This is a genomic window from Stutzerimonas balearica DSM 6083 (genome assembly GCF_000818015.1).
In the GTDB taxonomy this organism is placed as follows: domain Bacteria; phylum Pseudomonadota; class Gammaproteobacteria; order Pseudomonadales; family Pseudomonadaceae; genus Stutzerimonas; species Stutzerimonas balearica.
Genome location: NZ_CP007511.1, coordinates 1,239,498 through 1,264,131, shown reverse-complemented (window position 1 = coordinate 1,264,131; position 24,634 = coordinate 1,239,498). Strand labels below are relative to the sequence as shown.

General features: G+C 65.9%; 21 protein-coding genes. 17 read left to right on the top strand and 4 right to left on the bottom strand.

What is annotated here, in order from left to right; translation table 11 throughout:
* Nucleotides 1-79 precede the first annotated feature (79 nt).
* From CL52_RS05680 to rloA3, 4 genes are all read left to right on the top strand, one after another.
* Nucleotides 80-868 (top strand): outer membrane protein OmpK, encoded by a 789-nt coding sequence (locus tag CL52_RS05680; protein WP_043219044.1) that lies wholly within the window; start codon nt 80-82, stop codon nt 866-868.
* 179 nt (nt 869-1,047) lie between these two features.
* Nucleotides 1,048-1,719 (top strand): TetR/AcrR family transcriptional regulator, encoded by a 672-nt coding sequence (locus CL52_RS05675; RefSeq protein ID WP_043219043.1) that lies wholly within the window; start codon nt 1,048-1,050, stop codon nt 1,717-1,719.
* A gap of 93 nt (nt 1,720-1,812) precedes the next feature.
* The gene (locus tag CL52_RS05670; RefSeq protein WP_041107274.1) at nt 1,813-2,259 is read left to right on the top strand and encodes a DUF305 domain-containing protein; all 447 of its coding nucleotides are present in this window, start codon (nt 1,813-1,815) and stop codon (nt 2,257-2,259) included.
* A 55-nt stretch (nt 2,260-2,314) separates the two neighbouring features.
* Complete coding sequence (rloA3, locus tag CL52_RS05665) at nt 2,315-2,827, top strand: retropepsin-like aspartic peptidase RloA3 (protein ID WP_234292955.1); 513 nt, start codon at nt 2,315-2,317, stop codon at nt 2,825-2,827.
* Here the strand turns inward: rloA3 and CL52_RS05660 are convergent, their stop codons facing one another.
* The gene (locus tag CL52_RS05660; protein ID WP_043219040.1) at nt 2,828-3,769 is read right to left on the bottom strand and encodes a class I SAM-dependent methyltransferase; all 942 of its coding nucleotides are present in this window, start codon (nt 3,767-3,769) and stop codon (nt 2,828-2,830) included.
* A gap of 164 nt (nt 3,770-3,933) precedes the next feature.
* On the opposite strand from CL52_RS05660, the gene CL52_RS05655 reads away from it, so the two are divergent.
* The 13 genes from CL52_RS05655 to CL52_RS21605 all read left to right on the top strand — a co-directional run bounded on the left by CL52_RS05655 (nt 3,934) and on the right by CL52_RS21605 (nt 17,796).
* The gene (locus CL52_RS05655; protein ID WP_043219039.1) at nt 3,934-5,142 is read left to right on the top strand and encodes an MFS transporter; all 1,209 of its coding nucleotides are present in this window, start codon (nt 3,934-3,936) and stop codon (nt 5,140-5,142) included.
* A 63-nt stretch (nt 5,143-5,205) separates the two neighbouring features.
* A complete protein-coding gene (locus CL52_RS05650; protein WP_043219037.1) occupies nt 5,206-7,167 on the top strand; it encodes a TonB-dependent receptor plug domain-containing protein in 1,962 nt (653 codons plus the stop codon).
* Between the two features lie 58 nt (nt 7,168-7,225).
* Complete coding sequence (locus tag CL52_RS05645) at nt 7,226-8,260, top strand: FecCD family ABC transporter permease (protein WP_102847934.1); 1,035 nt, start codon at nt 7,226-7,228, stop codon at nt 8,258-8,260.
* Between the two features lie 4 nt (nt 8,261-8,264).
* Nucleotides 8,265-9,311, top strand: a complete 1,047-nt coding sequence (locus tag CL52_RS05640; protein ID WP_043219036.1) for a FecCD family ABC transporter permease — start codon at nt 8,265-8,267, stop codon at nt 9,309-9,311.
* On the top strand, nt 9,311-10,150 hold the full coding sequence (locus CL52_RS05635; RefSeq protein WP_041107286.1) for an ABC transporter ATP-binding protein: 840 nt from the start codon (nt 9,311-9,313) through the stop codon (nt 10,148-10,150). Before CL52_RS05640 ends, CL52_RS05635 begins: the two co-directional genes overlap by 1 nt.
* Nucleotides 10,147-11,097, top strand: a complete 951-nt coding sequence (locus CL52_RS05630) for an ABC transporter substrate-binding protein (protein WP_043219034.1) — start codon at nt 10,147-10,149, stop codon at nt 11,095-11,097. Before CL52_RS05635 ends, CL52_RS05630 begins: the two co-directional genes overlap by 4 nt.
* A gap of 137 nt (nt 11,098-11,234) precedes the next feature.
* Nucleotides 11,235-13,370, top strand: a complete 2,136-nt coding sequence (locus tag CL52_RS05625) for a type VI secretion system Vgr family protein (RefSeq protein WP_043219033.1) — start codon at nt 11,235-11,237, stop codon at nt 13,368-13,370.
* Nucleotides 13,367-14,212, top strand: coding sequence for a DUF4123 domain-containing protein (locus CL52_RS05620; protein WP_043219031.1), 846 nt, complete (start codon nt 13,367-13,369; stop codon nt 14,210-14,212). The genes CL52_RS05625 and CL52_RS05620 overlap by 4 nt, the downstream gene beginning before the upstream one ends.
* Nucleotides 14,209-14,937 (top strand): hypothetical protein, encoded by a 729-nt coding sequence (locus tag CL52_RS05615; RefSeq protein ID WP_043219030.1) that lies wholly within the window; start codon nt 14,209-14,211, stop codon nt 14,935-14,937. The genes CL52_RS05620 and CL52_RS05615 overlap by 4 nt, the downstream gene beginning before the upstream one ends.
* Before the next feature lie 65 nt (nt 14,938-15,002).
* On the top strand, nt 15,003-15,734 hold the full coding sequence (locus tag CL52_RS05610) for a hypothetical protein (RefSeq protein ID WP_043219028.1): 732 nt from the start codon (nt 15,003-15,005) through the stop codon (nt 15,732-15,734).
* A 6-nt stretch (nt 15,735-15,740) separates the two neighbouring features.
* Nucleotides 15,741-16,661, top strand: a complete 921-nt coding sequence (locus CL52_RS20590; RefSeq protein ID WP_235366401.1) for a hypothetical protein — start codon at nt 15,741-15,743, stop codon at nt 16,659-16,661.
* 6 nt (nt 16,662-16,667) lie between these two features.
* Nucleotides 16,668-17,432 carry a hypothetical protein gene (locus CL52_RS20585; protein ID WP_074519871.1) on the top strand — a complete coding sequence of 255 codons (765 nt, stop codon included), beginning with the start codon at nt 16,668-16,670 and terminating at the stop codon, nt 17,430-17,432.
* 238 nt (nt 17,433-17,670) lie between these two features.
* A complete protein-coding gene (locus tag CL52_RS21605; RefSeq protein ID WP_256363843.1) occupies nt 17,671-17,796 on the top strand; it encodes a hypothetical protein in 126 nt (41 codons plus the stop codon).
* A gap of 86 nt (nt 17,797-17,882) precedes the next feature.
* Here CL52_RS21605 and CL52_RS05605 read toward each other — a convergent pair whose 3' ends face one another.
* The 3 genes from CL52_RS05605 to dhbA are packed head-to-tail and all read right to left on the bottom strand — an operon-like array spanning nt 17,883 to nt 24,629.
* Nucleotides 17,883-19,328: an amino acid adenylation domain-containing protein gene (locus CL52_RS05605; RefSeq protein ID WP_043219027.1), complete on the bottom strand. Its 1,446-nt coding sequence runs from the start codon at nt 19,326-19,328 to the stop codon at nt 17,883-17,885.
* Nucleotides 19,315-23,868, bottom strand: coding sequence for a non-ribosomal peptide synthetase (locus CL52_RS05600; protein WP_043219025.1), 4,554 nt, complete (start codon nt 23,866-23,868; stop codon nt 19,315-19,317). Before CL52_RS05600 ends, CL52_RS05605 begins: the two co-directional genes overlap by 14 nt.
* Before the next feature lie 8 nt (nt 23,869-23,876).
* Entirely contained in the window at nt 23,877-24,629 is a 753-nt protein-coding gene (gene dhbA, locus CL52_RS05595; RefSeq protein WP_043219024.1) for a 2,3-dihydro-2,3-dihydroxybenzoate dehydrogenase, read from the bottom strand.
* Nucleotides 24,630-24,634 lie beyond the last annotated feature (5 nt).

Genomic DNA, 24,634 nt, shown 5'->3' with positions numbered 1-24,634 from the left:
GGCGTGGCGCTTGCTAACAGACCAAAGCCTGACCGCTCGGACAACTATCAGAGCGGCACAACACGCCAAAGGAGCCCCGATGAATCGATACCTCGCCACCGCCACCCTTGCCGCCGGCCTGCTGGGCGGCAGCCAAGCCATGGCCAGCCCCCTGCTGTGGCAGAACAACAGCCTGACCTACCTGTACGGCAAGAACTTCGCCGTCGATGCCGGCGAGATCCAGCAGACGCTCACCTTCGAGCACGCCAGCGGCTGGACCTGGGGCGACGTGTTCCTGTTCGTCGACAACAAGTGGTTCAACGGCCTTTCCGGCAGCGACGGGCACACCTATTACGGTGAATTCAGCCCGCGGCTGTCGCTGGGCAAGCTCAGTGGGCGCGACCTGTCCTTCGGCCCGGTCACCGACATCCTGCTGTCGGCCACCTACGAACGCGGCGAAGGGCGCAATCGCAACTACCTGCTCGGCCCGGCGGTGGACCTGGCGCTTCCCGGCTTCGACCGCTTCTCGCTGAATACCTACTATCGCAAGCCCGACGGCATCACCGGCCAGCCCGGTGGCCAGTGGCAGCTCACACCGACCTGGGCGGTGACCATTCCGCTCGGCAAGTCCGACCTGCTGTTCGACGGTTATATCGACTGGGTGGTGAACGACGCGGGCTCCAAGGCCAAGGGCGATTACCTGGCGAAGAACTTCCACTTCAATCCGCAGCTCAAGTACGACCTGGGCAAGGCCCTGGACTATTCCCCGGGCAAGCTCTACGTCGGTATCGAGTACGACTACTGGTCGAACAAGTACGGCATCGAGGACAGCAGCGCCTTCAACACCGACAACAACGTCACCAACTTCATCGTCAAGGCGCACTTCTAGCAGCCATCGCCGCCGGCCCTGCGGCGCCGCGTCAGACCGTAACGGCTGCAGGGCGCGGCGAAACCGTGCAGAATCCTCGCGCTCGGCCACAAGGCGAACAGGCCGAGAATGGCCGCGGCCCACCGGGCCTGCGGCAACCTGCAACGGCGGGCCGGGCCCGCGCTCTGGGACGAGGGACGATGAACAACAACAACGCTTCCGCGCCGCTCTACGCTGCGAGCGGCAAACCCGCCGGCCGCATCCGCCAGCAGAACGAGGAAACCATCCTCGCCGCCGCGGCCGAGGAATTCGCCCGCTACGGATTCAAGGGCACCAGCATGAACGCCATCGCCCTGCGCGCCGGCCTGCCGAAGGCCAACCTGCACTATTACTTCAGCAACAAGCTGAACCTCTACATCGAGGTGATGCGGCACATCCTCGAACTGTGGGATACCGCGTTCGACGACCTCACCGTCGATGACGATCCCGCCACCGCTCTGGCGCGCTACATCCGCCTGAAGATGGAATTCTCGCGGCGCCACCCGCAGGCCTCGAAGATCTTCGCCATGGAAGTCATCAGCGGCTGCGAATGCCTGTCCGAGCACTTCAACCAGGACTATCGCAACTGGTTCCGCGGCCGTGCTTCGGTGATCGACGCCTGGATCGCGGCCGGCAAGATGGATGCGATCGACCCGATGCACCTGATCTTCCTGATCTGGGCCGGCACCCAGCACTACGCCGACTTCTCCGACCAGATCCGCCGCGTCACCGGCAAGCGCATGACCAAGGCCGATTTCGCCCATGCCACCGAGACGCTCGTTCACGTCGTGCTCAAGGGCTGCGGCCTGACGCCGCCGGCCTCGGGCCGCTGAGCGATCGCGCCGCCGGTCGCCAGGGGCAGCGAACGTCGGCGCGCTTTAGGGGTCGTCTTAAGCAAGTGCAGCCAAACGGCACAGGAGACGACCATGCAGCCCTACCTACGCTTCGGCGCGATGATCGCCACGTCGACACTGGTGATGTTCGGCCTGATGTACCTCAACACCTACCGCCTGGAGCACGTGCTGTTCAGCGAGACGCGCGCCTACATGGCGCTGCTGATGGGGGCGACCATGGCGATCGTCATGCTGCTGTTCATGCGCGGCATGTACCGCAATCGCAACCTCAACATCGCCATTCTGCTCGGCAGCGCGGCGGTGTTCGCCGTCTCGCTGGGGCTGGTCCGCAGCCAGGCGACCGTCGACCAGGTGTCGTGGATGAAGGCCATGATCCCGCACCACTCGATCGCGATCCTCACCAGCGAACGCGCCGACATCGACGACCCGCGCGTGCGTGAACTCGCCGACGGCATCATCAAGACCCAGCGCGAGGAAATCGCCGAGATGAAGGCGCTGATCGCCGAGCTGCAACACTGACGCTTCCCCTCCACTCCGAAGAGACGAACTATCGATGCCATCCAGACGACGCCCCTTGAGCCAAACCCTGTTTTTCGCCGCCGGTTTCGCCCTGGCCTGCCAGAGCACCGCCTTGTCGGCTGCACCGCTCACGCCCCTGGGCTGGGTCGAGCGCGGCCTCGTCTACCCCGAGCAGGTCATGGTGAAGTTCAAGCTCGACACTGGCGCGCTGACGTCCTCGCTGCATGCCGAGGATGTCGAGTACTTCGAAAAGGACGGCCAGAAGTGGGTGCGCTTCGACATGGACCTGGAAGACATCGAGAAGGGCAAGCTGGTGAAGTCGCGCATCGAGCGCAAGCTCGAGCGCGAGCTGACCGTACGCGGCGCCGGCGGCACCGAGGATCGGCCGGTTGTGCGAATGAAAGTGTGCATCGGCGACCAGCTGCTCAACGAGCAGTTCTCGCTGAACGACCGCGACGACATGAACTACCCGGTACTGCTCGGTCGCCGCACACTGGAAAAGCTCGGCCCGGTGGATTCGGGCAAGACCTTTACCGTCGAGCCGAACTGCGCCCGCGCGCAGGATTGATCAGTCGCGACGGCAGAAGACCAGCGCCTTCATCCCGCTGTCGGCGCTGATATCCGGAAACTCCGGCGGATTGGCCAGGCGCTCCTGGAACTCGAACGCCGGCGCTTCGGCCTGCATGCAGTCGATGAGAAAGCCCGGCGCCACCTCCGGATCGTTGATGCAGGCCAGTACCCGCCCGCGTGGTGCCACCAGTTCCGGCAGGCGCCGCAGCACCTTGGCGTAGTCGCGGCCGAGCGCAAAGCTGCCTTTCTGGAAGGATGGCGGGTCGATGATCACCAGATCGTAGGGACCGAGCTTGCGCACCCGCCCCCACGACTTGAGCAGATCATGTGCGAGAAAGCTGACCTGCGATAGCGCCTGGCCGTTGAGCCGGTGATTTTCCCGCCCACGCGCCAGAGCCGCGCTGGCCATGTCCAAATTCACCACGTGCCGCGCGCCACCGGCCAACGCCGCAACCGAGAAGGCGCAGGTATAGGCGAACAGGTTGAGCACGCGCTGCTGCGCCGCATGCTCGCGCACCCAGCAGCGGCCCAGTCGCATGTCCAGAAACAACCCGCTGTTCTGCTTGCGCCCCAGGTCGAGCAGATAGCGCAGGCCATGCTCGGTCACCGGCCACTGCTCGCGCGGCTCACCGACGAGCCAGTCGCACGGGCTGTCCGGCCGGTAGCGGTGCTGCAGCAGCAGCGTATGGGCGCCGCGGCGCTGCCATTCGGGCGACTGCGCGAAGGCCAGCAGCATCGCCTGCAACGCCTGCAGCTGTTCGCTGGCGGGCTCGCGATACAGCACCACCAGCACGATGCCCTGCAGCCAGTCCACGGTGATCTGCTCGAGCTCCGGCCAGCAACGGCCGCGACCGTGAAACAAGCGCCGGGCCTCGTCGGGGGCAGCGTCCAGCGCGCCAACCAGGTGCTGGCGCAGGGTTTCGAGGGCCGTTGGGGTCATGCTGCTGCTCGGTGCGTTGCCAGGAAGGGCGCGCATTGTACCGCCCGGACCCGCCAGGCCAATCGGCTCATATCGATTATTTGCTAATGCGAAATATTTGTATTTGAAATCGTATTAACCTCGCCCTACCATACGGCGCCACTCCAAGGAGCGAAGGGAAGCCGATGAATCCGGGATCTACCCAGCCCGTCCAGCTGGCCATGCTGATCAACATGCTGTCGATCGGCAGCCTGATGATGGTGATGCCGCTCGGCCCGGATTTCGTCCGCGAACTGGGCATGGCCGCCGAGCACATCGGCTACATCGCTGGCGGCGCTACCCTGGCCTCGGCGCTGAGCGCGGCCGCCTGCGCAGCCTGGCTTGATCGGCTGGAGCGCAAGCGCGCGCTGGTGGTGCTGCTGGCACTGCGTTTCGCCCTGCTGCTCGCCTGCGCCGGGGTGACGAGCGCCGGGCAGCTGATCCTGCTGTTCGTGCTCTCCGGTCTGGTCGCCGGCCCGATGGGCGCCGTGCTCATGGCGAGCATGCTCGACCTGATCCCGCCAGCCGAGCGCGGCCGCAAGCTCGCCCATGTCGCGATGGGCTTCTCCCTGGCGGCGATCCTGGTGACGCCCGCCGCGCTGGAGCTGTCCCGCCTGTGGGGCTGGCGCATGCCCTTCCTGCTGTTCGGCGGCCTGGGCCTGGCATTGGCGGTCGCCTGCATCGCGCTGTTCCCCTCGCCGCCACGCCACCCGCGGGCTGCCGCCAGCCTGCTGCCGCTGCTGCGCACACCGCTGTGCCTGGGTGCGCTGGCCCTGGTGGCGCTGCAGATGGCCGGACACTTCCTGCTGGTGCCGCACTTTGCCAATTTCTTCGAGTTCAACCTGGGGTTCGCCCGCGACCAGCTCGGGCTGCTGTATCTATGCGGCGGGCTGGCCAGCATCGCCTCGATGCGTATCGGCGGCGGGCTGATCGACCGTGGCCATGCCGCCGCCGTCGCACTCACCAGCAGTGGCCTGCTGGCGCTGGTCACACTGCTCGGCTTCGTACTGCTCGCCCCGCTGCCGCTGTTCGTGACCTTTGCCCTGTTCATGGCGCTCAGCGCGCTGCGTACCAGCAGCACCACGACGATCCTCGCCGGCATACCCGCACCCAACCAGCGGGCTGCCTTCATGGCCCTGCAGGGCACCGTCTCCAACGTCGCGGCCGGGCTCGGCAGCCTGGCCTCGGCCCGTTACCTCGGCACCGACGCCACTGGCGCGCTGCTGGGCTTCGAACGACTCGCCGGGCTCAATGCCCTGGCGGGCCTGGCGGCAGGCGCGGGCGTCCTGGCGCTGCTCGACGCACTGCGCCGCAGGGCGCAAGCAACCGCCCCTACAACGACAAGCCAGGCCTGAGCCTGCAGCAGCACACCTGATGAGCCTTACATCCGCATCATTCGAACCGCAACGGAGTATGCAATGCCCTTTGTAAGCACTATCAGCCGCCCCCGGCACCTGTCCCTGACCCTGCTCGGCGGCCTGCTGCCGATGCTCGCCCTCGCCGACGGGCCCGTAACGCTGCAGAACGAAGTCATCACCGCCACCCAGACCGCCCACAGCGAGCTCAGCGCCCCGGCCAGCGTTTCCGTGGTCACCCGCGAAGAGCTGGACAAGCTGCCGGTGTACAGCCTGGCCGACGCGGTGAAATACCTGCCGGGCGTGCACATCAACCCGTCGTCTACCTATGGGCGCAAGGAGATTCGCCTGCGCGGCCTGGATTCGGACTACACGCTGCTGCTGGTCAATGGCCGGCGGGTCAACTCGCGTGACGCCCTGACCTCCAACTACGCCAACGACTTCGACCTGTCCTCGATTCCGATGGCCGCCATCGAGCGCATCGAGGTGATCCGGGGGCCGATGTCCTCGCTGTACGGCGCTGACGCGCTGGGCGGTGTGGTCAACGTGATCCTGCGCCAGCCGACCGAGCGGACCGAGGCCGGGCTTGCCTACACCTATGAACACCCGACCGAGGGGCAATCGGGCGATAGCCATACCGTCAGCGCCTACACCAGCGGCGCACTGATCGAAAACAGGCTGCGCGGTAACCTGATCGTGGAGAAGACCGACCAGGCCGCCTGGCTGTCCGAGCAGACGGTCAACCCGAACACCGATGCCGCCGAGCAACGCCAGAACGGCAGCCTGTTCGGGTCGCTCAACTGGCTGCTGGACGAGCGCCAGACGGTCGACCTGGACCTGACCTACCGCAAGGACGACCGCGAGGCTGACTGGAACAACTACGGCAGCGTCGTCACCAACGTGCAGGAAATGGAGCGCTGGAGCCTGGGCATTGGCCACAGCGGCAAGTGGGACGGCTTCGACACCCGCGTGCGCTACTACTACGAGGACGTCGACCTGATGGACGACTCCGCGATCATGACCAACCTGCGCGGCGTCAAGGGCGACGTGCAGCAGCGCAACCACACGCTCGACGGCCAGGTCAGCGCCTTTCTCGGCGACCATCTCGTGACCCTGGGCAGCGAATATCGGCGCACGACCCTCGAGCACAACCAGAATCTGGGCACACAGACCGAGGTCGACCAGAAGGCCGTCTACCTGCAGGACGAATTCTCGCTCGGCAGGCTCGACGTGACCCTCGGCGGCCGCTGGGACGACCACGACAGTTTTGGCGGCGAATTCAGTCCTCGCGCCTACGGCGTCTACAACCTGACCGACCACTGGGTGATCAAGGGCGGCGCCGGCAAGTCGTTCCGTGCCCCCAGCATTTACCAGTTCGACGAGTCCTACGGGGTGCTGGCCTGCCGCGGCATGTGCACCCTGGTCGGCAATCCGGACCTCAAGCCCGAGACCGCCACCAGCTACGAGCTCGGCACGCTGTTCCAGAACGAGCGCATCGAGGCGGGCATCATGTTTTTCCACAACGACATCGAGGACATGATCGTCACCGATAGCTGGCGCGCCGGCTATCGGCCGAGCGTGATGACCTACAGCAACGTCAGCAAGGCGCGCGTCCAGGGCTATGAGCTGCAGGGCCGCTATGCGCTGAGCGACCGCATCGGCCTGCGCGGCAACTACACCTACTCCGACGCCGAAGACCGCGACACCGACGAGCAACTGCGCAACACCCCGCAGCATGTCGCCAACCTGGGCGTCGACTGGCAGGTACGAAACGACCTGGCGATGAACCTCGACTACCAGTACACCGGCAGCCAGCTGCTCTACGTCTCGGCCGCCGAGCCGAACGTGGAAAGCGCAGCCTTCCATGTACTCAACCTCGGCGCGCGCTATCAGGCCACTCCGCAGCTGGCATTGCGCGCCGGTATGAACAACCTGACCAACGAGAAGCGTGACGACGTGGCGCAATCCATCGACAACATCCTGATGGGCCGCACGCTGTTCGTCGGCTTCAGCTACGACCTCTGACCCGCCATCGCCCGGCCGCCAAGGTCGCCGGGCTTCGGCACAACCCGAGCGCCGCCCGATGACCCGTACCGACTCGATGCCCGCCTTCCAGCGATTCGCCCTGCTCTGTGCCGCCGGGCTCGTGCTGTTGCTGCTGGCCGCATCACTGAGCATCGGTGCCGGCGTCTACGGTGCCGGCGAGGTGTTCGGCTATCTGCTCGGCCAACCCGAGCGGCTGGCCGATGACAAGCTCGCCATGGTCGTCGACAGCCTGCGCCTGCCGCGCACCCTGGGCGCGCTGGTAGTCGGCGGCAGCCTGGCGATCGCCGCCTCCTTGCTGCAGAGCGCGACGCGCAATCCGCTGGCCGAACCCGGCCTCCTGGGCGTCAACGCCGGCGCGGTGCTGGGCCTGGTAGTGGGCCTGATCTACTTCGGCGTCGAATCCACCCAGGGCTACCTGCTGTGGTCCGGCGCCGGCGCCCTGGCCGGCAATCTGGTGGTGCTCGGCGTTGGCCTGCTGCTCGGCCAGGCCAGCCCGCTCAAGCTGATCCTCGCCGGCGTGGCGCTGGGCGCGGTATTCGGCGGCCTGTCGAACTACCTGCTGCTGTCCACCCGCGTGGCGCTGGAGCAGTTCCGCTTCTGGAACCTCGGCTCGCTGTCGGCCACCAGCCTGCAGGCCGTCTCGGTCGTGGCGCCCTTCGCGGCCGCCGGCCTGGCACTGGCCGCGCTGCTCTGCCGGCAGTTGACGCTGATGCAGATGGGCGACAGCCAGGCCCGCGCGCTGGGCATTTCCACCACCTGGGTACGGCTGGGCGTGCTGCTCGCCTCGACCCTGCTGACCGCCTGCGCCATCTCGCTGGCCGGGCCGATCGGCTTTCTCGGTTTCCTCGCCGCCTACTGCGCACGTCTGCTCGAGCCGGTGGCACTGCTGCGCCAACTGCTGTTCTCGACGCTGTTCGGCATGCTCCTGCTACTGGCCGCAGACGTCCTGGCGCGCTGGCTGATCCAGCCGTTCGAGCTGCCGGTGGGCACGCTGCTCGCCGCCCTTGGCGCGCCGGCGCTGATCGCCATCGTGCTGCGTGGCGGTTTCCGTTCTTTGCTCACGGTGAGGTAAAGCCATGTCCCGCCTGCCCGCGCCGACCGGCACCTGGAACCCGCGCATCGCCTCCATCAACGTGTTGCTGCATCGCCGCAGCTGGCTGCTGACGCTGGCGATCCTGGCCCTGCTCGCTGGCCTGGCGCTGCTCGCCCTCAGCCTGGGCAGCGGTCAGCTCGGCCCGCGCGAGGCGCTGGCGACGCTGCTGGGCCAGGGCAGCCGGATGCAGGAAATCCTGCTGTTCAAGATTCGCTTGCCGCGCGTGGCCGCCGCCATCGTTGCCGGGCTGGCAATGGGCATGGCCGGCTGCCTGATCCAGACCCTGGTGCGCAACCGCCTGGCCACGCCGGACATGGTCGGCGTCAATGAAGGCGCCTCGCTCGCCGTGATCGGCTTCGCCCTTTACCTCACCCTCGGCGACTGGCCGTGGTGGGCGTCACCCTTGGGGGCACTGCTGGCGGCGGCCGCGCTCTTCACCCTCTGTCGCCGCCCCGGCGAACAGGGCTACCTGTTCATCATCATCGGCATTGCCGTCTCCGAGTTGCTCGGTGCCATCGGCGACTTCGCCATGTCCACCCGGCCCCTGGTGCACCTGGGCAGCATCTATCTCTGGTCGATGGGCCATTTCGCCGGCACCGGCTATCGCACCGTGCTGCCCATCGCCGCGCTTCTCCTTGCGCTGTGCCCGCTGATGGCCTGGCTGGCACGGCCACTGGCGCTGCTGCGCTTCGGCGACGCCACCGCGCAGAACCTTGGCGTTCGCGTGCCGCTGATCCAGCTCGGCGTGCTTGGCCTAGCCATTCTGGTGGCAGCACTGGGCACCGCGATCGGCGGACCGGTGGTATTCATCGCCATGGCTGCGCCGATCCTGGCCAGTTGGCTGGCGCGCGGCAATCTCGCGCCGATCTGGCTGGCCGCACTGTGTGGCGCCCTACTGTTGCTGGGCAGCGACACCCTGGTGCGTCTGCTGGCGCAGCCTGAAGAAATCCCGACCGGAACCATGACCCGCATGCTCGGTGGCCTGTTGCTGCTGGGCCTGCTGCTCAGGGACAGACGCGAGTCCGACTGATGACGATTCTCCACGCACACCACCTGCACTTCGCCTACCGCGATAAAGCGGTGCTCGACGATGTGTCATTCAGCCTGCCACGCGGCAAGCTGATCGGTATCGTCGGCCCGAACGGCAGCGGCAAGTCCACCCTGCTCAAGTTGCTGGCCCGCCAGTTGCCCCTGCAGCGCGGTGAGGTTCGGGTGAACGACAAGCCACTGGCGAGCTATTCGACCAAGGCCCTGGCCCGGCAACTGGCCTTTCTGCCGCAGCGGCCGGTCATGGTCGAAGGGATTCGCGTCGAACAACTGGTGCAGTACGGTCGCCACCCGCATCAGGGCTGGTTCAACCAGTGGAGCGAAGAAGACGCCCGCCAGGTCGCGCGTGCCCGCGAGGCGATGCAGCTGGCGCCGATCTGGCAGCGCAGCGCCGCTTCGCTCTCCGGCGGCCAGGCGCAGCGCGCCTGGCTGGGGATGATCCTGGCGCAGAACACCGACCTGATCCTGCTCGACGAGCCCACCAGCGCACTGGATATCGGCCACCAGGCCGAGGTGATGGAGGCCGTGCACGGCATCGCCGCGGCCGGGCGCACCGTGCTCATCGTCATCCATGACCTGGGTGTCGCCGCGCGCTACTGCGACGAAGTGATCGCCTTGGCCGACGGCCGTATCCAAGCCATCGGCCCGGCCCGCGAAGTGATGACCAAGGCACTGATCGATCGCCTCTACGGCACCGATGTCGACGTGGTGCCCGCGCCAGACGACGGCGCACCGGTGATCGTGCCGCGTCGGCGGCGCGGCACGGCAGCGCGCACCGAAGCCACCCTGGAACCTGCAAGAGAAGAGGAACCGCTGCCATGAAGCACCACCCGCTCCCGTATCTCGTCACCGTGCTGCTCGCCGGCCTGCTCGCCCTGCCCGCCCAGGCCCGACAGGTCACCGATGCGCTGGGCAACCAGATCGAGGTACCCGATCGCCCTGAACGTATCGTCACCCTCAGCGAGATCGATCTGGACACGACGTTGAGCCTGGGCCTTACACCTGTGGGCACCAGCAACGGTCGCGGCCAGGCCGCGGCGCCGCGCTATCTGAGCGACAGGCTGCCGGCCGAGCTGCCCACGGTCGGCGAACTGGACAACCCGAATCTGGAAACGCTGCTCGAGCTGCAGCCGGACCTCATCCTCACCGGGCCGGCCAAGCCCGAACAGCTGGCGCTGCTCAACGAAATCGCCCCTACCGTGGTCAGCTACAGCTGGGGTGAGCCCTGGCAACAGAGCATGCGGCGCACCGCCAGCATCCTCGGGCGCGAGGCCGAGGGTCGGGCGGCGCTGGCGCGCTACGATGCGCGGGTCGCCGAGGCACGCGCCAGGCTCGCGGCGCACCAGGGCGAAACCGTCAGCATCGTGCGCTGGAATCCCAAGGGCCCGTCGTACATGTTCAAGGATGCCTTCGCCAGCACCATCATCGAAGACCTCGGCCTGCGTCGCCCGGCGCACCAACAGGACGCCGGCCATACACACTCGATGGCCCTCAGCCTGGAATCGCTAGAACTGCTCGACGCCGACTGGCTGGTCATCGGTACCCTTGCCACCCGCGGCGAGGCGGTAGAAGCCATGCGCCAGGCCGAGCGGACGCCTGCCTTCGGGCGGCTGACGGCGATCCAGGCAAAGCGCTTCGGCACGGTCGACGGTTCGCTGTGGACCTCTGTCGGCGGTCCGCTGGCTGCCCTGCAGGTGATCGAAGACGTCGAGACTCTGCTCGGCAAGGAGGACGCCCAGCCAGTCGAGGATGCATCGGCGGGCCGGTGACAGCCCTGGCTTTGTGCGACAGGTCACGGATCGGCCTGCGGGAGCCGCGCAAACCTCGACCGGTACGCTCTGCCGCTGCCGTCCCGCCGTAAAAAGCTGGCCGCTTACCGCTCAACGGACTGACGGAGGAACAAGGAATGTTCAACCCGGCCAACCACCCCCATTTCAGCCTGCAGCTGCCTGTCGAGCATGACCTGCAGGTGCTCGAATTCCGCGGCCGCGAGGCGCTCTCGACGCCCTTCGCCTTCGAGGTCGAACTGGTCAGCGAACGCCCCGACCTGGAGCTGGAGTCGCTGCTGCATCAGCCGGCGTTTCTCGCCTTCGCCCCGGACGGCGGCGGCATTCACGGCCTGGTCCATCGCATCGCCCAGGGTGAGTCCGGCCGGCGCCTGACCCGTTATCGCCTGACACTGGTGCCGCAGCTCGCCTACCTCGCACACCGCAGCAACCAGCGCATTTTCCAGCACCTGACCGTGCCGCAGATCGTCGCCCGGGTGCTCGAGGAGTACGGCATCCTCGCCGGCGTCGGCCATCGCTTCGACCTCGGCCCGGTGGTCTATCCCGAACGCGAGTACTGCGTGCAGTACGACGAGAGCGACTTGCATTTCATCCAGCGCATCTGCGAAGAGGAAGGCATCCACTATCACTTCCAGCACAGCGCCGACGGCCATGTGCTGGTGTTCGGCGACGACCAGACGGTGTTCCCCACGCTGGCGCCAGTGGCCTATCAGCAGGATTCCGGGCTGGTCGCCGATCAGCCGGTCGTCAAGCGCTTCGGCCTGCGCCTGGAGACTCGCACCAGCCGCGTGACCCGTCGGGATTACGACTTCGAGAAACCGCGCCTGACCATGGAGGCCGCCTTTCAGAGTGACTTCCAGCCGGACCTGGAGGATTACGACTACCCCGGCCGCTTCGTCGACCGCAGCCGCGGCAAGCACCTGGCCCAACGCGCCTTGGAACGCCACCGCCACGACTACGAACGGGCCGAGGGCGAGAGCGATCAGCCCTCGCTGGTCAGCGGTCACTTCCTCGAGCTGACCGAGCATCCGAGGGCCGACTGGAACCAGCTCTGGCTGCTGGACGAGGTGCTCCACGAAGGCAAGCAGCCGCAGGTGCTGGAGGAATCGATCACCAGCGCGCCCAACTTGCACAGTGCAACCCCCTCTCCCCGCCGGGGAGAGGGCTGGGGTGAGGGGAAACTGGCCGCCACCGAGTTCCACCAGGGTTACCGCAACCACTTCACCGCCACGCCCTGGACCGTTCCCTACCGTCCGGCCCTGCGCCACACGAAACCCAAGGTCCTCGGCAGCCAGACCGCCGTCGTCACGGGACCTGCCGGCGAAGAGATCCACTGCGACGAGTACGGCCGGGTGAAGGTCCAGTTCCACTGGGACCGCGAAGGCCAGGCCGACGACAAGACCAGCTGCTGGCTGCGCGTCTCCTCCAGCTGGGCCGGCGACCGCTACGGCGGCATCGCGATTCCGCGGGTCGGCATGGAAGTACTGGTGACCTTTCTCGAAGGTGATCCCGATCAACCGCTGGTGACCGGCTGCCTGTATCACGCCGAGCACGTCGTGCCCTACGAGCTGCCGGCGAACAAGACCCGCACCGTGTTCAAAACGCTGAGCTCACCCGGCGGTGGCGGCTACAACGAACTGCGCATCGAAGACCGTAAGGGCCAAGAGCAGATCTACCTCCACGCCCAGCGCGACTGGGACGAGAACATCGAGCACGACCAGAAGATCCGCGTCGGCCACGAACGCCACGACACCGTCGAGGCCAACAGCCACAGCGAGTTCAAGGCCGAAGAACACCGCACCACCCACGCCGACCGCAAGACCGAAGTCCGCGCCAACGACCATCTCACCATCGGTAACAGCCAGCACCTGAAGATCGGCGCCGGGCAATTCGTCGAAGCCGGCAACGAGATTCACTACTACGCCGGCAGCAAGGTCGTCATCGACGCCGGCATAGAACTCAGCGCCTCAGGCGGCGGCAGCTTTCTCAAGCTCGACCCCAGCGGGGTGACGCTAAGCGGCTCGACCATCCGGATGAACTTCGGCGGTGCCGCCGGGAAAGGCGCAGGCATCCAGGTACAGGCTCCCGCAAGGCCCAACGCCGCCGATACGGACCAGGCCGGCGCTCGTCCGAAGCTCGCACTGGCCAATGCCCAATTGCAGATCGCCCGCAAGGCCCGCCAGCTCGGCGCCAGCCGCTGCCCGCTCTGCGAGGCGTGCCGCGAAGGCCTTTGCGACACGGGAGCGGCCCGATGAACGACTACGTGGATCGGTGGCTGGATGAACAACAGCAGCAACAACGGCAACTGCTGTTGATCGTCGACAGCCTGGCGGAACCCGACCCCATCAGGGAGCTGTTCGCGGCCGACCTGATGCACGACTACCTCAACCTATACAGAGGCACCGCATTCGCCGACCTGGCGGACGCCGGTCCCTGGCTGATCCAGCTGAGCGAAGCGGACGTCGCTGCACTCCAGCCGCTGCTCGATGCCCCGGAACGCAACTGGGGGTGGCTGGCCAGTGCCGACCGGATCGACCTTCACACCCTGCAGGACCACTGGCAGGCACGCATGCTGATCGAAGACCAAGGCCAGCGTGCCCTGTACCGGTTTCAGGACAACCGCGTCATCGCCCGACACCTCGGCGCCCTGGCACCCGAACAGCGCGCTCCGCTGCTGGGACCGCTAGCCAGCGCACTGTGCTGGGACGGACACGCGTGGACGACATTCGACAACCCCAGCCCCGGCCCCTGCCCCGCCCCGTTCGCAATACCCTGGCTCGAACTCCCAGAGCCCGCGGACGTCTCGCGGCAAATCCGCCATCACAACCTGTTGCAGTGGCTCTGGCAGGAGCACCCCGCCCATACCACGACGCTGGCCGAGCAGGTCATGCTGGATGACTGGCTCGACGAGCAATTGACCCAGGCCGAGCAGTGGGGATGGCACACGCCCGAGCAGCAACGCTTCCTGCTGCAGTGCCGCGTGCAGCCAGCCCTGGCAGCGCAACCGTTCTGGACGCCTCAAGCCACCGAGTCCCCCGCGCAACACTTCGATCGCTGCCAGAGATCGGTCGCCCGCCTGGAGCCAAGTCACCCATGACCCACCATGCCCCGCAGTTGACGACCATCGGCCTAGTCGCCTGCCTCCTCGCCGGCTGCGGCTCGTTCGCCCCCCTTGCAGGCGAGAGCTTCACGCTCGAAGGCCAACTGCCCGCCAACTTCGCAATCAGGGCCCAAGCACATTACGGCGTGGCCAATAGCTGCGACGGCCGCAGTCAAACACGCTCCTTCGTGCGCGACTTCGAGGACGCGCCTCATGAGTATCGATTCCGGATCCCGGTCAGCTACCGCGAGGGCCTCTGCGAAATGCAGCTGGTGCGTGTCGGTCTGTTCATTCACGGTCGCTACGGCGACAAGGATTGGCAGCGCACCTACGACAACGGCGGCCTGGTGCTGGTCGACACCCTGCCTAAGGGCGCTCCAGGCTTCGACGCGAGCGGTACATTGAGCAAGACGGCGGAATGTACATGGCTCTTTCAACTCAGCAGAGCCCGTTCTAGAGAAGGCGAGATCAGTAAATTGCTGAACTGCAAAAATGCGGGAGCTTACTTAGCAAGCAATGATCTCCCTAACAAAATGGTTCGCCTGATTTTCACCGTAAACGCAGAAGAAGAGCCATCAGTTAACCGCAGGTGGATAAAAACAGATAATGGCTGGCGCCCATGCAAGGGGACCGAGCAGTCAGAACGCTGCCAAGCCACCCCAAATTTTAAAAAATTCCAGCTAAACGGCCATGAATGCATTTTTTATCCAAACTGCACATAACTATTAGGCAATTTAAAGATAGCCGCGAGCACAGAAACCTGGTCACTTATACGAAAACTCTGCATATGTCCCCCCCTTTCCGACACGTGCTCGTAGCCAGCTTAATCGGCAGCTTGCTCACCGCCTGCGGAACGCTGCCCTCATTCTCAGGCGACAGCTTCACGTTCGAAGGCCAGTTACCTGCCAACTTCGCAATCAGGGCGCAAGCACATTACGGCGTGGCCAATAGCTGCGACGGCCGCAGTCAAACACGCTCCTTCGAGCGCGACTTCGAAGACACACCTCACTCGTATCAATTCCGGATCCCGGTCAGCTACCGCGATGGCCTCTGCGAAATGCAGCTGGCGCGTGTTGGCCTGTACATTGACGGTCGCTATGGAGACAAGGATTGGGAGCGCACCTACGACAACGGCAGCCTGGTACTGATCGACACCTTACCTAAGGGTGCTCCAGGCTTCGACGCGAACGGCACCTTGAGCAAAACGGCGGAGTGCACATGGCTGTTCAAAATGAGCACGGCGATATCGCGCAAGGGCGAAATTGACAAATTACTATCTTGCAAAGGCGCCGGCGCATTCCTAGTTACAAGCGAATTACCGGACAAAATTGTTAGCTTGTCATTTAAGTTAAGCCAGAACGAAGAACCAGCAAAAGTTAACACCTGGATAAAAACTCGCGGAGGCTGGAAGCCCTGCCTGCCTAAACTAGGTTGGCAAAGCTGTCAAAGCCCACCAACCTTCCAAAAATTTAAAATGCAAAGCCGGGAATGCTCCGTCTATCAAAACTGCACGGAATAATCAGGGATGACAATAAGCATCATCGAGACGGGTTACTTCTTTTTTAATATGTTGTGGATCTCCTGTCGATCAACAGGCACACAGCGCCAGTACTCTCCATATTTTTTCAATCAATACGAGCAGGAGATTCGTCGCGTAACTTCGGATCTAATCAATACTGCCGTCGCACCGAAACCGCGGCCAGTCTCGCCAAACCCCCTCCGCCATGTCCATTCACTACTCGTAATCGGCCTGAGCTACAGCATGCTAGCCGGCTGCGCCTCGCTTACTGGCAACCGCTTCACGCTCGAAGGCCAACTGCCCGCCAACTTCGCAATCAGGGCCCAAGCACATTACGGCGTGGCCAATGGCTGCGAAGGCCGCAGTCAAACACGCTCCTTCGAGCGCGACTTCGAGGACGCGCCTCATGAGTATCGATTCCGGATCCCGGTCAGCTACCGCGATGGCCTCTGCGAAATGCAGCTGGCACGCGTCGGTCTGTTCATTCACGGTCGCTACGGAGACAAGGATTGGCAGCGCACCTATGACAACGGTGGCCTGTTACTGGTCGACACCTTGCCCAAGGGTGCTCCAGGCTTCGACGCGAGCGGCACCTTGAGCAAAACGGCGGAGTGCACATGGCTCTTTCAACTAAGCAAGGCGCGCTCCAGAAAGGGCGAAGTAAGCAAACTATTGAGTTGCAATAACGCAGGAGCCTACCTGGAATATAGTGAATTAACTAACAAAACCGTTAAGCTCAACATAGAAACCAACACTAAAGAAAAACCTTATTTGCGAGGGTACTGGTTAGAAACATCACACGGCTGGAAACCCTGCACTGGACGATGGGGCACACATTACGAAGAACTGTGTACAGCACGCCCCCTCTTTCGAAAATTCAGGATGAATAACCGTGAATGCACCGTTTACCCAAACTGTACAGAGTGATCACGGATGAAAAAAACCAACAGCACCCGTCAGCCCCCTATACACCGCCCTATACCGGACCTGCTGACAATTGGCCTGCTCGCCAGTTTTCTCTCCGGCTGCGGCTCGCTCGCCCCGCTTACAGGCCAGAGTTTCACGCTAGAAGGCCAACTTCCTGCCGACTTCGCAATAAAGGCGCAGGCCCATTACAGCGTCACCAACGGCTGCGATGGCCGTAGCCAGACGCGTTCCTTCCAGCGCGACTTCGAAGACACACCTCACGCGTATCGATTCCGGATCCCGGTCAGCTACCGCGATGGCCTCTGCGCAATGCAGCTGGCACGCGTCGGTCTGTTCATTCACGGTCGCTACGGCGACAAGGATTGGCAGCGCACCTATGACAACGGTGGCCTGTTACTGGTCGACACCTTGCCTGAGGGCGCTCCAGGCTTCGACGCAAGCGGTACATTGAGCAAGACGGCGGAATGTACATGGCTCTTTCAACTTAGTAGAGCGCAATCCAGACAAGGCGAGATCAGCAAACTGCTGATCTGCGAAAATGCAGGGGCGTATTTACCCCGCCTTGAACTTCCAGCAAAACATGTTCAGCTGTCATTTAAAGTCAACTCAGCGGAGCGCCCATCTCGGAAAAACACTTGGATAAATACGCCAACAGGATGGAAGCCCTGCCTACCCAAAACAGGATGGCAACGATGCCAAAAACCACCTGTATTTAAAAAATTCAAAATGAACGGCCTAGATTGCACCGTATACCCAAACTGCAAGGAGTAAACAGGGATGAATAGCACGGCCAAGGAGGGCCTCGAATGTCCGCTACAGAATCACAAGGTCAGCTTTCGATTGGTAGATGAACACGGAGATGGCCGCCCCTTTGCCGGCCTACGGTATCTGCTTCACGATAGGCATGATCAGACATTGGAAGGTAATTTAGACGGCGAGGGATTTGCGCTAATAGCCAGTACTCATTGCGCCCCCTTAGTTCTTGACCTTTCGGACAAGCTGTCGCGATATGCAGATCCTTGGTATGAAGAAGGATGTGCCGGCCCTGGTTTCCGACTGGCTTGCGCTGGACGCCAACCGTGAGGCCGCGCGCCTGGCGGCTCAAGACGGCGCGCCGAGACCGGCCTTCGTCTGACGCCCGAACGCGCCTCGAAGCCAGGCCGAACGACCACGTCATCGAGGCGGGCGCCGCCAGTTCGGCTCCGCCTCGATTTCTTCTTCTCATACTTGTTCCGGCAGGCGCTTGCGATCGATCTTGCCGCTGGCCGTTCTCGGCAGGTCGTCGAGCAGCATGATCTTCGCCGGAACCATATAGGCCGGCAGCTGCTGCAGCAGCGCCCGGCGAATGCCAACCCGCGTGAGTTCAGCGCCCGCCACCGGCACCACGTAAGCGACCAGCCCGGCCTGTTCGCCGCGGCCGAGCAGCCTCACCGCCGCGTCACGAACGCCGGCAATTGCCCGTAATGCGGCCTCGACCTCGCCGAGTTCGATGCGAAAGCCGCGCAACTTGATCTGGTCGTCCTGGCGGCCGCGATAGGCGAAACGGTCCGCACCGAGCCATTGCACGCGGTCGCCGGTGCGATACAGCCGCCGCCCCGCGTGATCGATGAAGGCGGCGGCAGTGAGTTCGTCGCGCGCCCAATAGCCTTCGGCCAGCGAGCGACCGGCAATGCACAGTTCACCTTCGTCGCCGATCTGCACCTCGCAGCCGGCCTCGTCGAGCACCAGATGACCATAGCCGTCGAGCGTGCCGGCCAGGGGCACGCCGCCGGTGGCCGGTGGCGACTCGACCCTGGCCATCATCGACCAGACCGTTGCTTCGGTCGGCCCGTAGCAGTTCCACAGCTGCCCGACACAGCCGGCCAGGCGCTCGGCCAGGGTCGCGTCCAGGGCCTCGCCACCGCAGAGCGCCAGCAGCCGCCGGTTGCCCGGCCAGCCCGCCGCCAACAGCATCCGCCAGAACGCCGGGGTGGCCTGCAACACGTCGAGGTCACTGCGCGCGGCTAGCAGCGCGGCCAGCGCGACCGGGTCCTTGTTTCCGGGCGCACAGGCCACCTCCACGTAGCCGCCGACCCATAGCGGGCCGAGCATCTCCAACAGCGAGATATCGAACGCCGGCGTGGTGATGAACAGCCAGCGCGCGGCAGGCGACAGGTCGATGCGCCGCGTCGCCGCATCGAGGAAACCGGCCAGCGCGGCGCGGCCGATGACCACACCCTTGGGCCGGCCGGTCGAGCCAGAGGTGAACATCATGTAGGCCGGCAGCCCCTCGTCCTGCTCGGGCCATTCCAGTTCGCCCGACAGCCCCGGACGCAGCCGCCAGGTCGGCACCGGAAATGCCACTGGCTCGTCCTGCAGCACCAGCGCCAGTTGCGCTTCGGTGGCGATGGCGTGCAGCCGGCGCAACGGGAATTCCGGCTCCAGGGGGACGAAGCACAACCCTTCGCGCAGGCAGGCCAGCACGGCGGCGACCAGGTCGGGCGAGCGCGCCAGATGCAGGCCGACGCGATCACCGGCCACCAACCCGCACCCGCGCAGCTGCACGGCGATGGCGGCCACTCGCGCCTGTAGTTCGGCATAGCTGAAGCAGGCGCCCAGGCAGCCCAGGGCCGGGCGGCCGGCGCTGTGCAGGAAGCGCTCGCTGAATTGCCGCTCAAGCACAGGCATGGGACGGCTCCTCGGACTCGGCAAGCGCCAGCAGATTGCCGCGCAGACGATCGAGCAGGCGCTCGCTCGCCTCCGCCTGCAGGCAACCGATCTGCCGCAGCACCAGACAGCCATCGAACAGGCCGCCATGCAGGCTGACCAGCTCGGCCGACGGGTTGTCCGTAGCGCTCGGCCGCCCCGGCGCCAGCGGCAGCGCTTGCCAGTCGCCGCCACCGCTACCGTAGCTGCCCAGGTAGTTGAGCGCGATCAGCGGCAAGGGCAGCGTCTCGCGCCAGCGCTGGCGCAGCGGCAGATAGCCCACGCCCTTGTCAGGCACCGCGCGCACGCAGGCCACCGCCTCGGCAACCAGCGCCGCCCAGTCCGGCCGGTCGTCGAGGGCGACGGGAAACTGGCTGGTGAACCAGCCCAGGGTACGGCTGAGGTCCAGGCTCGGGTCGATGGGTTCGCGCCCGTGGCCCTCGAGCATGATCCACTGCCGAGGCCCGAAGCCCAGCTCATGCAGGGTCCGGGTCAGCGCCGCCAGGAGCAGCTCGCGCAGGTCGGCACCGTGGCGGCGCGCGATGTCCCGGCTCAGCCGCGCGCTGAGCGCCGCATCGAGCCTGAGCGCATGCTGCTGCGCCTGCGTGGTACGGGGCCAGCCGGGGGGCGCCTGGCGTGGCATGCCCGCGACCAGGGCACGCCAGTAGTCGAGCTGATGTTCGGCACGCTGCGCATAGGCCTCCAGCGCTCGGCCCCACTGGCGGTAGCTGCTGGTCTTCGGCGGCAACGCTTCGCCGCGGGCCAGGCGAGCCAGGTCGTCGAGCAGGATGCGCCAGGACACGGCATCGATCACCAGGTGATGAAAGGCGACGAACAGCCCGCGGCCGCCACCGGGCAGCTGCTCGATCAGCGCCCAGGCCAAGGTGCGCCCCTGCTCGGGCTGCATCCGGCTCTGCAGCGCACTAAGGGCCGCCTGCAAGCCTTCCGCACCGAGCTCGGCGGCGTCCAGCTCGGCCGGGCGCCGAAGCGGTACATGCGGCAGGTAACGCTGCCCGTCCGGAGTGACCGCCAGGCGCAGCGCATCGTGTTGCTGCAGCAGGGCTCGCATCAGGTCCATCAGCTCGGCGACGCCGACTGCCGCCGGCAGGCTGACCACCACGCCCTGGTTCCAGTGCTGGGGCGAGGCGAAGGGCTGCTCGAAAAACCACTGCTGAATCGGCTGCAGGGCAAAGGGCTGGTCATCGAGCACGCCCTGTTCGGCGACCACCGCCTGCACCTCGCGCGGTTGCCCCAGCACGCGGCACAGTCGCCGTACCGTGCGCGCCTCGAACACTTCGCGCACGCTGCAGGCATGCCCAGCCTCGCGCAGGCGGGTAGTCAGCTGGATGCTCAGAATCGAGTCGCCACCGAGGGCAAAGAAGTCGCACTCCACGCCGCAGGGGCGCTCCAGCACCGTTTGCCAGAGCCTGAGTACCTCGGCCTCCAGCGCGCCGGCCGCTGGCACCGCCGGCTCGGTGTCGAGCGTGACGGCGGGCAGGCGACGCCCGTCCAGCTTGCCGTTGGCGGTCAGCGGCAGCTGCTCGAGCAACACCAGGCGCGCCGGCACCATGTAGTCGGGCAGACGGCGCGCCACGTCCTGCAACAGCGCATCGGCCGACGGGCGCTGCGTGGCATCGACCGCCGCGTAGGCCACCAGCGCCTGGCGCCGCCCTTCTCCGGCCAGCACCACCTTGACCTGCCGCAGGGCCGGGCAGGCGGCAGTCAGTTGCGCCTCGATCTCGCCAGGCTCGATGCGATAGCCGCGCAGCTTGATCTGCTCGTCGAGCCGCCCGAGGTACTCGAAGCATCCATCGCTTCGTTGCCGTGCGCGGTCGCCGCTGTGGTACAGCCGCACCTCACGACCGGCGAGCCGATGCATGCGAAACGCCTGCGCCGTGCGCTGCGGCTGGTTCAGATATCCGCGGGCCAGGCCCAGCCCGGCCAGGCACAGCTCGCCAGGCACGCCCGGCGGGCAGGGTTGGCCCTGCTCGTCGAGAATCAGCGCCTGCATGCCGTCGATCGGCTGGCCGATGCTCGGCCGCGCGCCCACAGCCAACTCGCAGGTCAACGCCGTGACGGTCGCCTCGGTCGGCCCGTACATGTTGATCAGGCGGAACTCCCCGGCCCAGCGCTCGACCAGCGCGGCCGGGCACGCCTCGCCGCCGAAGCCCACGGCCTTTAGCGTGGGCAAGCGTCTGTAGGGCAAGGCTGCGAGCACGGCGGTGGCGAAAATCATGTGCGTGGCGCGGCTCGCCGCGATGGCATCGAGCAGGCGCTCGTCCGGCTCGGCCCAGAGCAACGCCGCGCCGTGCACCAGCGGCAGCAGCGCACACATGTTGCCGGCGTCGAAGGACAGCGACATGCAGTCGAGCATGCGGTCGCCGGGGCCGATCTGCAGGCGCCGGCCGTGATCGCGCAAGAGATTGAGCAAGGCGCCGTGCTCGATCATCACGCCCTTCGGCTGGCCGGTGGAACCGGAGGTGTAGATCACCTGCGCCAACGCCTGCGGGTCCGCCTCGAGCGCTGGCGAACGAGACGGATAGCTCGCCAGCTGGGCCAGCAGGGCCGGCGCGCCAATGTCGACCCAACGCACCGCGACGGACGGGAACACCGCCTCGCCGGTGCCAAGCACCAGGGCCAGCTCGGCGTCGGCGACGATATGAGCGATGCGCTCGGCCGGCTGCGCAGGGTCGAGCGGCACATAGGCCGCCCCCGCCTTCCAGACCGCCAGCAGCGCTTCGGCAAAGGCGTTCTCGCGACGTGCCAGGATGCCGACCCGACGCCCCGCGGCGCCCTGCCCGACCAGCCAGTGCGCCAGCCGGCCGGCTCGCGCATCCAGCTCGGCATAGCTGATCGGCTCGCCAGCGAACAGGGCTGGCGCATCCGGCTGCGCGCGCACCCTCGCCTCGAACGCGCCCAGCGCGGTCTGGCCTGCCGGGTAGCCTCTGGGCAATGCCTGCACGCGGGCGTCGAGCGCGGCCAGATCCGCCGCGCGGGTCATCGGCAGGCGCCAGATATCGGCCTCGGGGTCTTCCAGCACCGCATCGAGCAGGCACAGCAGCCGCGCGGCATAGTCTTCGATGGTGGCGCGTTCGAACAGCGCCGTGGCGTAAAGCCAGTCGATGCGCACCTCGTCCATCAGCTCGGTCACCTTGACCGAAATATCGGTCTTGGCCGGCAGCGCCGGAGAGGTTTCCTCCAGCGCGCTGCAACCGGGGATCAGGTCGTCGAAATCCACCCGTGCCTGGTACACCAGCATGATCTGGAAGACCGGATTGATCGCCGTGTGGCGCGCCAGCCCCAGCGCCTCGATCAGCGCCTCGAAGCGGAACAGCTGGTGGTCGAAGGCAGCCAGATCGTCTTCCCGGCATTGCAGCAGGTAATCGCAGAAGCGCTGGCGCTCCGGCAAGCGGGTGCGCAACACCAGCGTGTTGACGAAAAAGCCCAGCAGCCCCTCGATTTCCGGGCGTTCACGGTAGGCCAGCGGCGTGCCGACGACGATGTCGCGCTCGCCGCTGTGGCGCGCCAGCAACAGGGCGAACAGCGCATGCAGGCCAATGAACGGCGAGGTGTTGTAGCGCCGGCACAGGGCGCACCAGCGCGCCCAGCGGGCGTTGTCCAGGCGGCTGAAGACCACGGCCCCGGCGCTGCCCTGGCGCGCCGGGCGTGGGTGATCGAGCGGCAGGCTGTGCACCTCGGGGATGCCCTGCAGGCGCTCGACCCAGAACGCGCGGTATTCATCGTGGTATTGGCGAAAGCTCGGCGAATTGAACCAGTGCGCGTAGTCGATGAAATTCAGCGCCGGCTCGCTCCAGCTCAACGGCTCGCGGTTCTGATAGGCGAGAAACGCGGTTTTCAGCTCGGCGAAGAGATTCTTCACCGACCAGCCGTCGGAGATGATGTGGTGCTGGTTGATCAGCAGCACATGCTCGCTTTCGGCCAGGCGCAGCAGGTGTACGCGGGTCAGCTCGCCACTGGCGAGGTCGAACGGCCGCTCGATTTCCGCCCGCACCCGCTCGGCGACCCGCGCCTCGCGAACCGCTTCGGGCAGCGCGCGGTAATCCTCCTGCTGCAAGGCGAAACCGCGGTGCGGCAGGATCTCCTGCCGGCCGTGCCCGGCCTCGTCGCGCACGAAGCGCGTCCTCAGGCTGGCATGACGGGCAACCAGTGCATCGAAGGCAAACGCGAGCGCCGCCACATCGAGCGCGCCGCGCAGACGAAAGAACACCGGCATGTTGTACAGGTGCGAGCGCTCCTCGTACTGCTCGATGAACCACAACCCGCTCTGTGACGAGGACAACGGCCCACCAGTGGCTCCGCGCGCGGCGATCGGCGCCTCGAACGCCTGGCGCGCCCGCAGGCAGCGCACGATGGCGTCGCGATGGCGGCGGATGAGTTCGCCCAGCTCGGCGGTGATTGCCTCGCGCGCCGATTGCGAGACCAACTGGCCCTGCGCATTGAGCGCCAGTTGCACGCCGTTTCGTTGCAGGTGCTTGAGCAGCCCGACGATGTTCTCTTGCATGAGGTCTCCTAGAAGGTGGCGCCGCCGTCGATGACGATGTCCTGCAGGGTGATGTGGCTGGCGAGTTCCGAGGCGAGGAACAGCACCGCGTGGGCCACTTCCTCGGGCGTGGCGATCTTTTGCAGCGGGATGCCCAGCTTGAACTGCTCGGGAAAGCCGGCGATCGTCCGGGCCCGGCCGCGGTCGTCGGGCCACATGGCCCGCTGCATCGGGGTATCGGTCGAACCTGGCGAGACCAGGTTGCAGCGCACGCCGTGCGGCGCCAGCTCCAGGCCGGCGGTGCGCACCAGGCTGGTCAGCGCCGCCTTGGAGGCGGCGTAGGCGGCCATCTGCATGCGTGGCACGCGCGCCGCGTTGCTGCTGACCGCCACCACGGCGCCGCGGCCGCGGGCCTTGAAACGTGGCATCAACTCGCGCAGCAAGTAGAACGGCCCGCTGAGGTTGACCCGCAGCGAGTCATCCCAGTCCTCCAGGCTCAGGGCCTCGAGCGCACCCAGGCGCAGGATGCCGGCGACGCTGGCCAGCACGTCGATGCCCTCGCGCTCACCGAGCAGGTCCCGGCAGGTCTGTTGCACCGCCTGCGGATCGCCGACGTCGAGCCGATAGGTGGCGAAGCCATAACCGGCCTCGGGAAACGCCAGGTCGAAGCCCTCGACCTCGCCGCCCAGGCGGGCAAAGCCCTCGGCCACGGCGCGACCGATGCCGCGGCCGGCACCGGTGACCCAGATGCGGCGCCCCGTGAAATCCATCCGTTCGTTCATGCGCG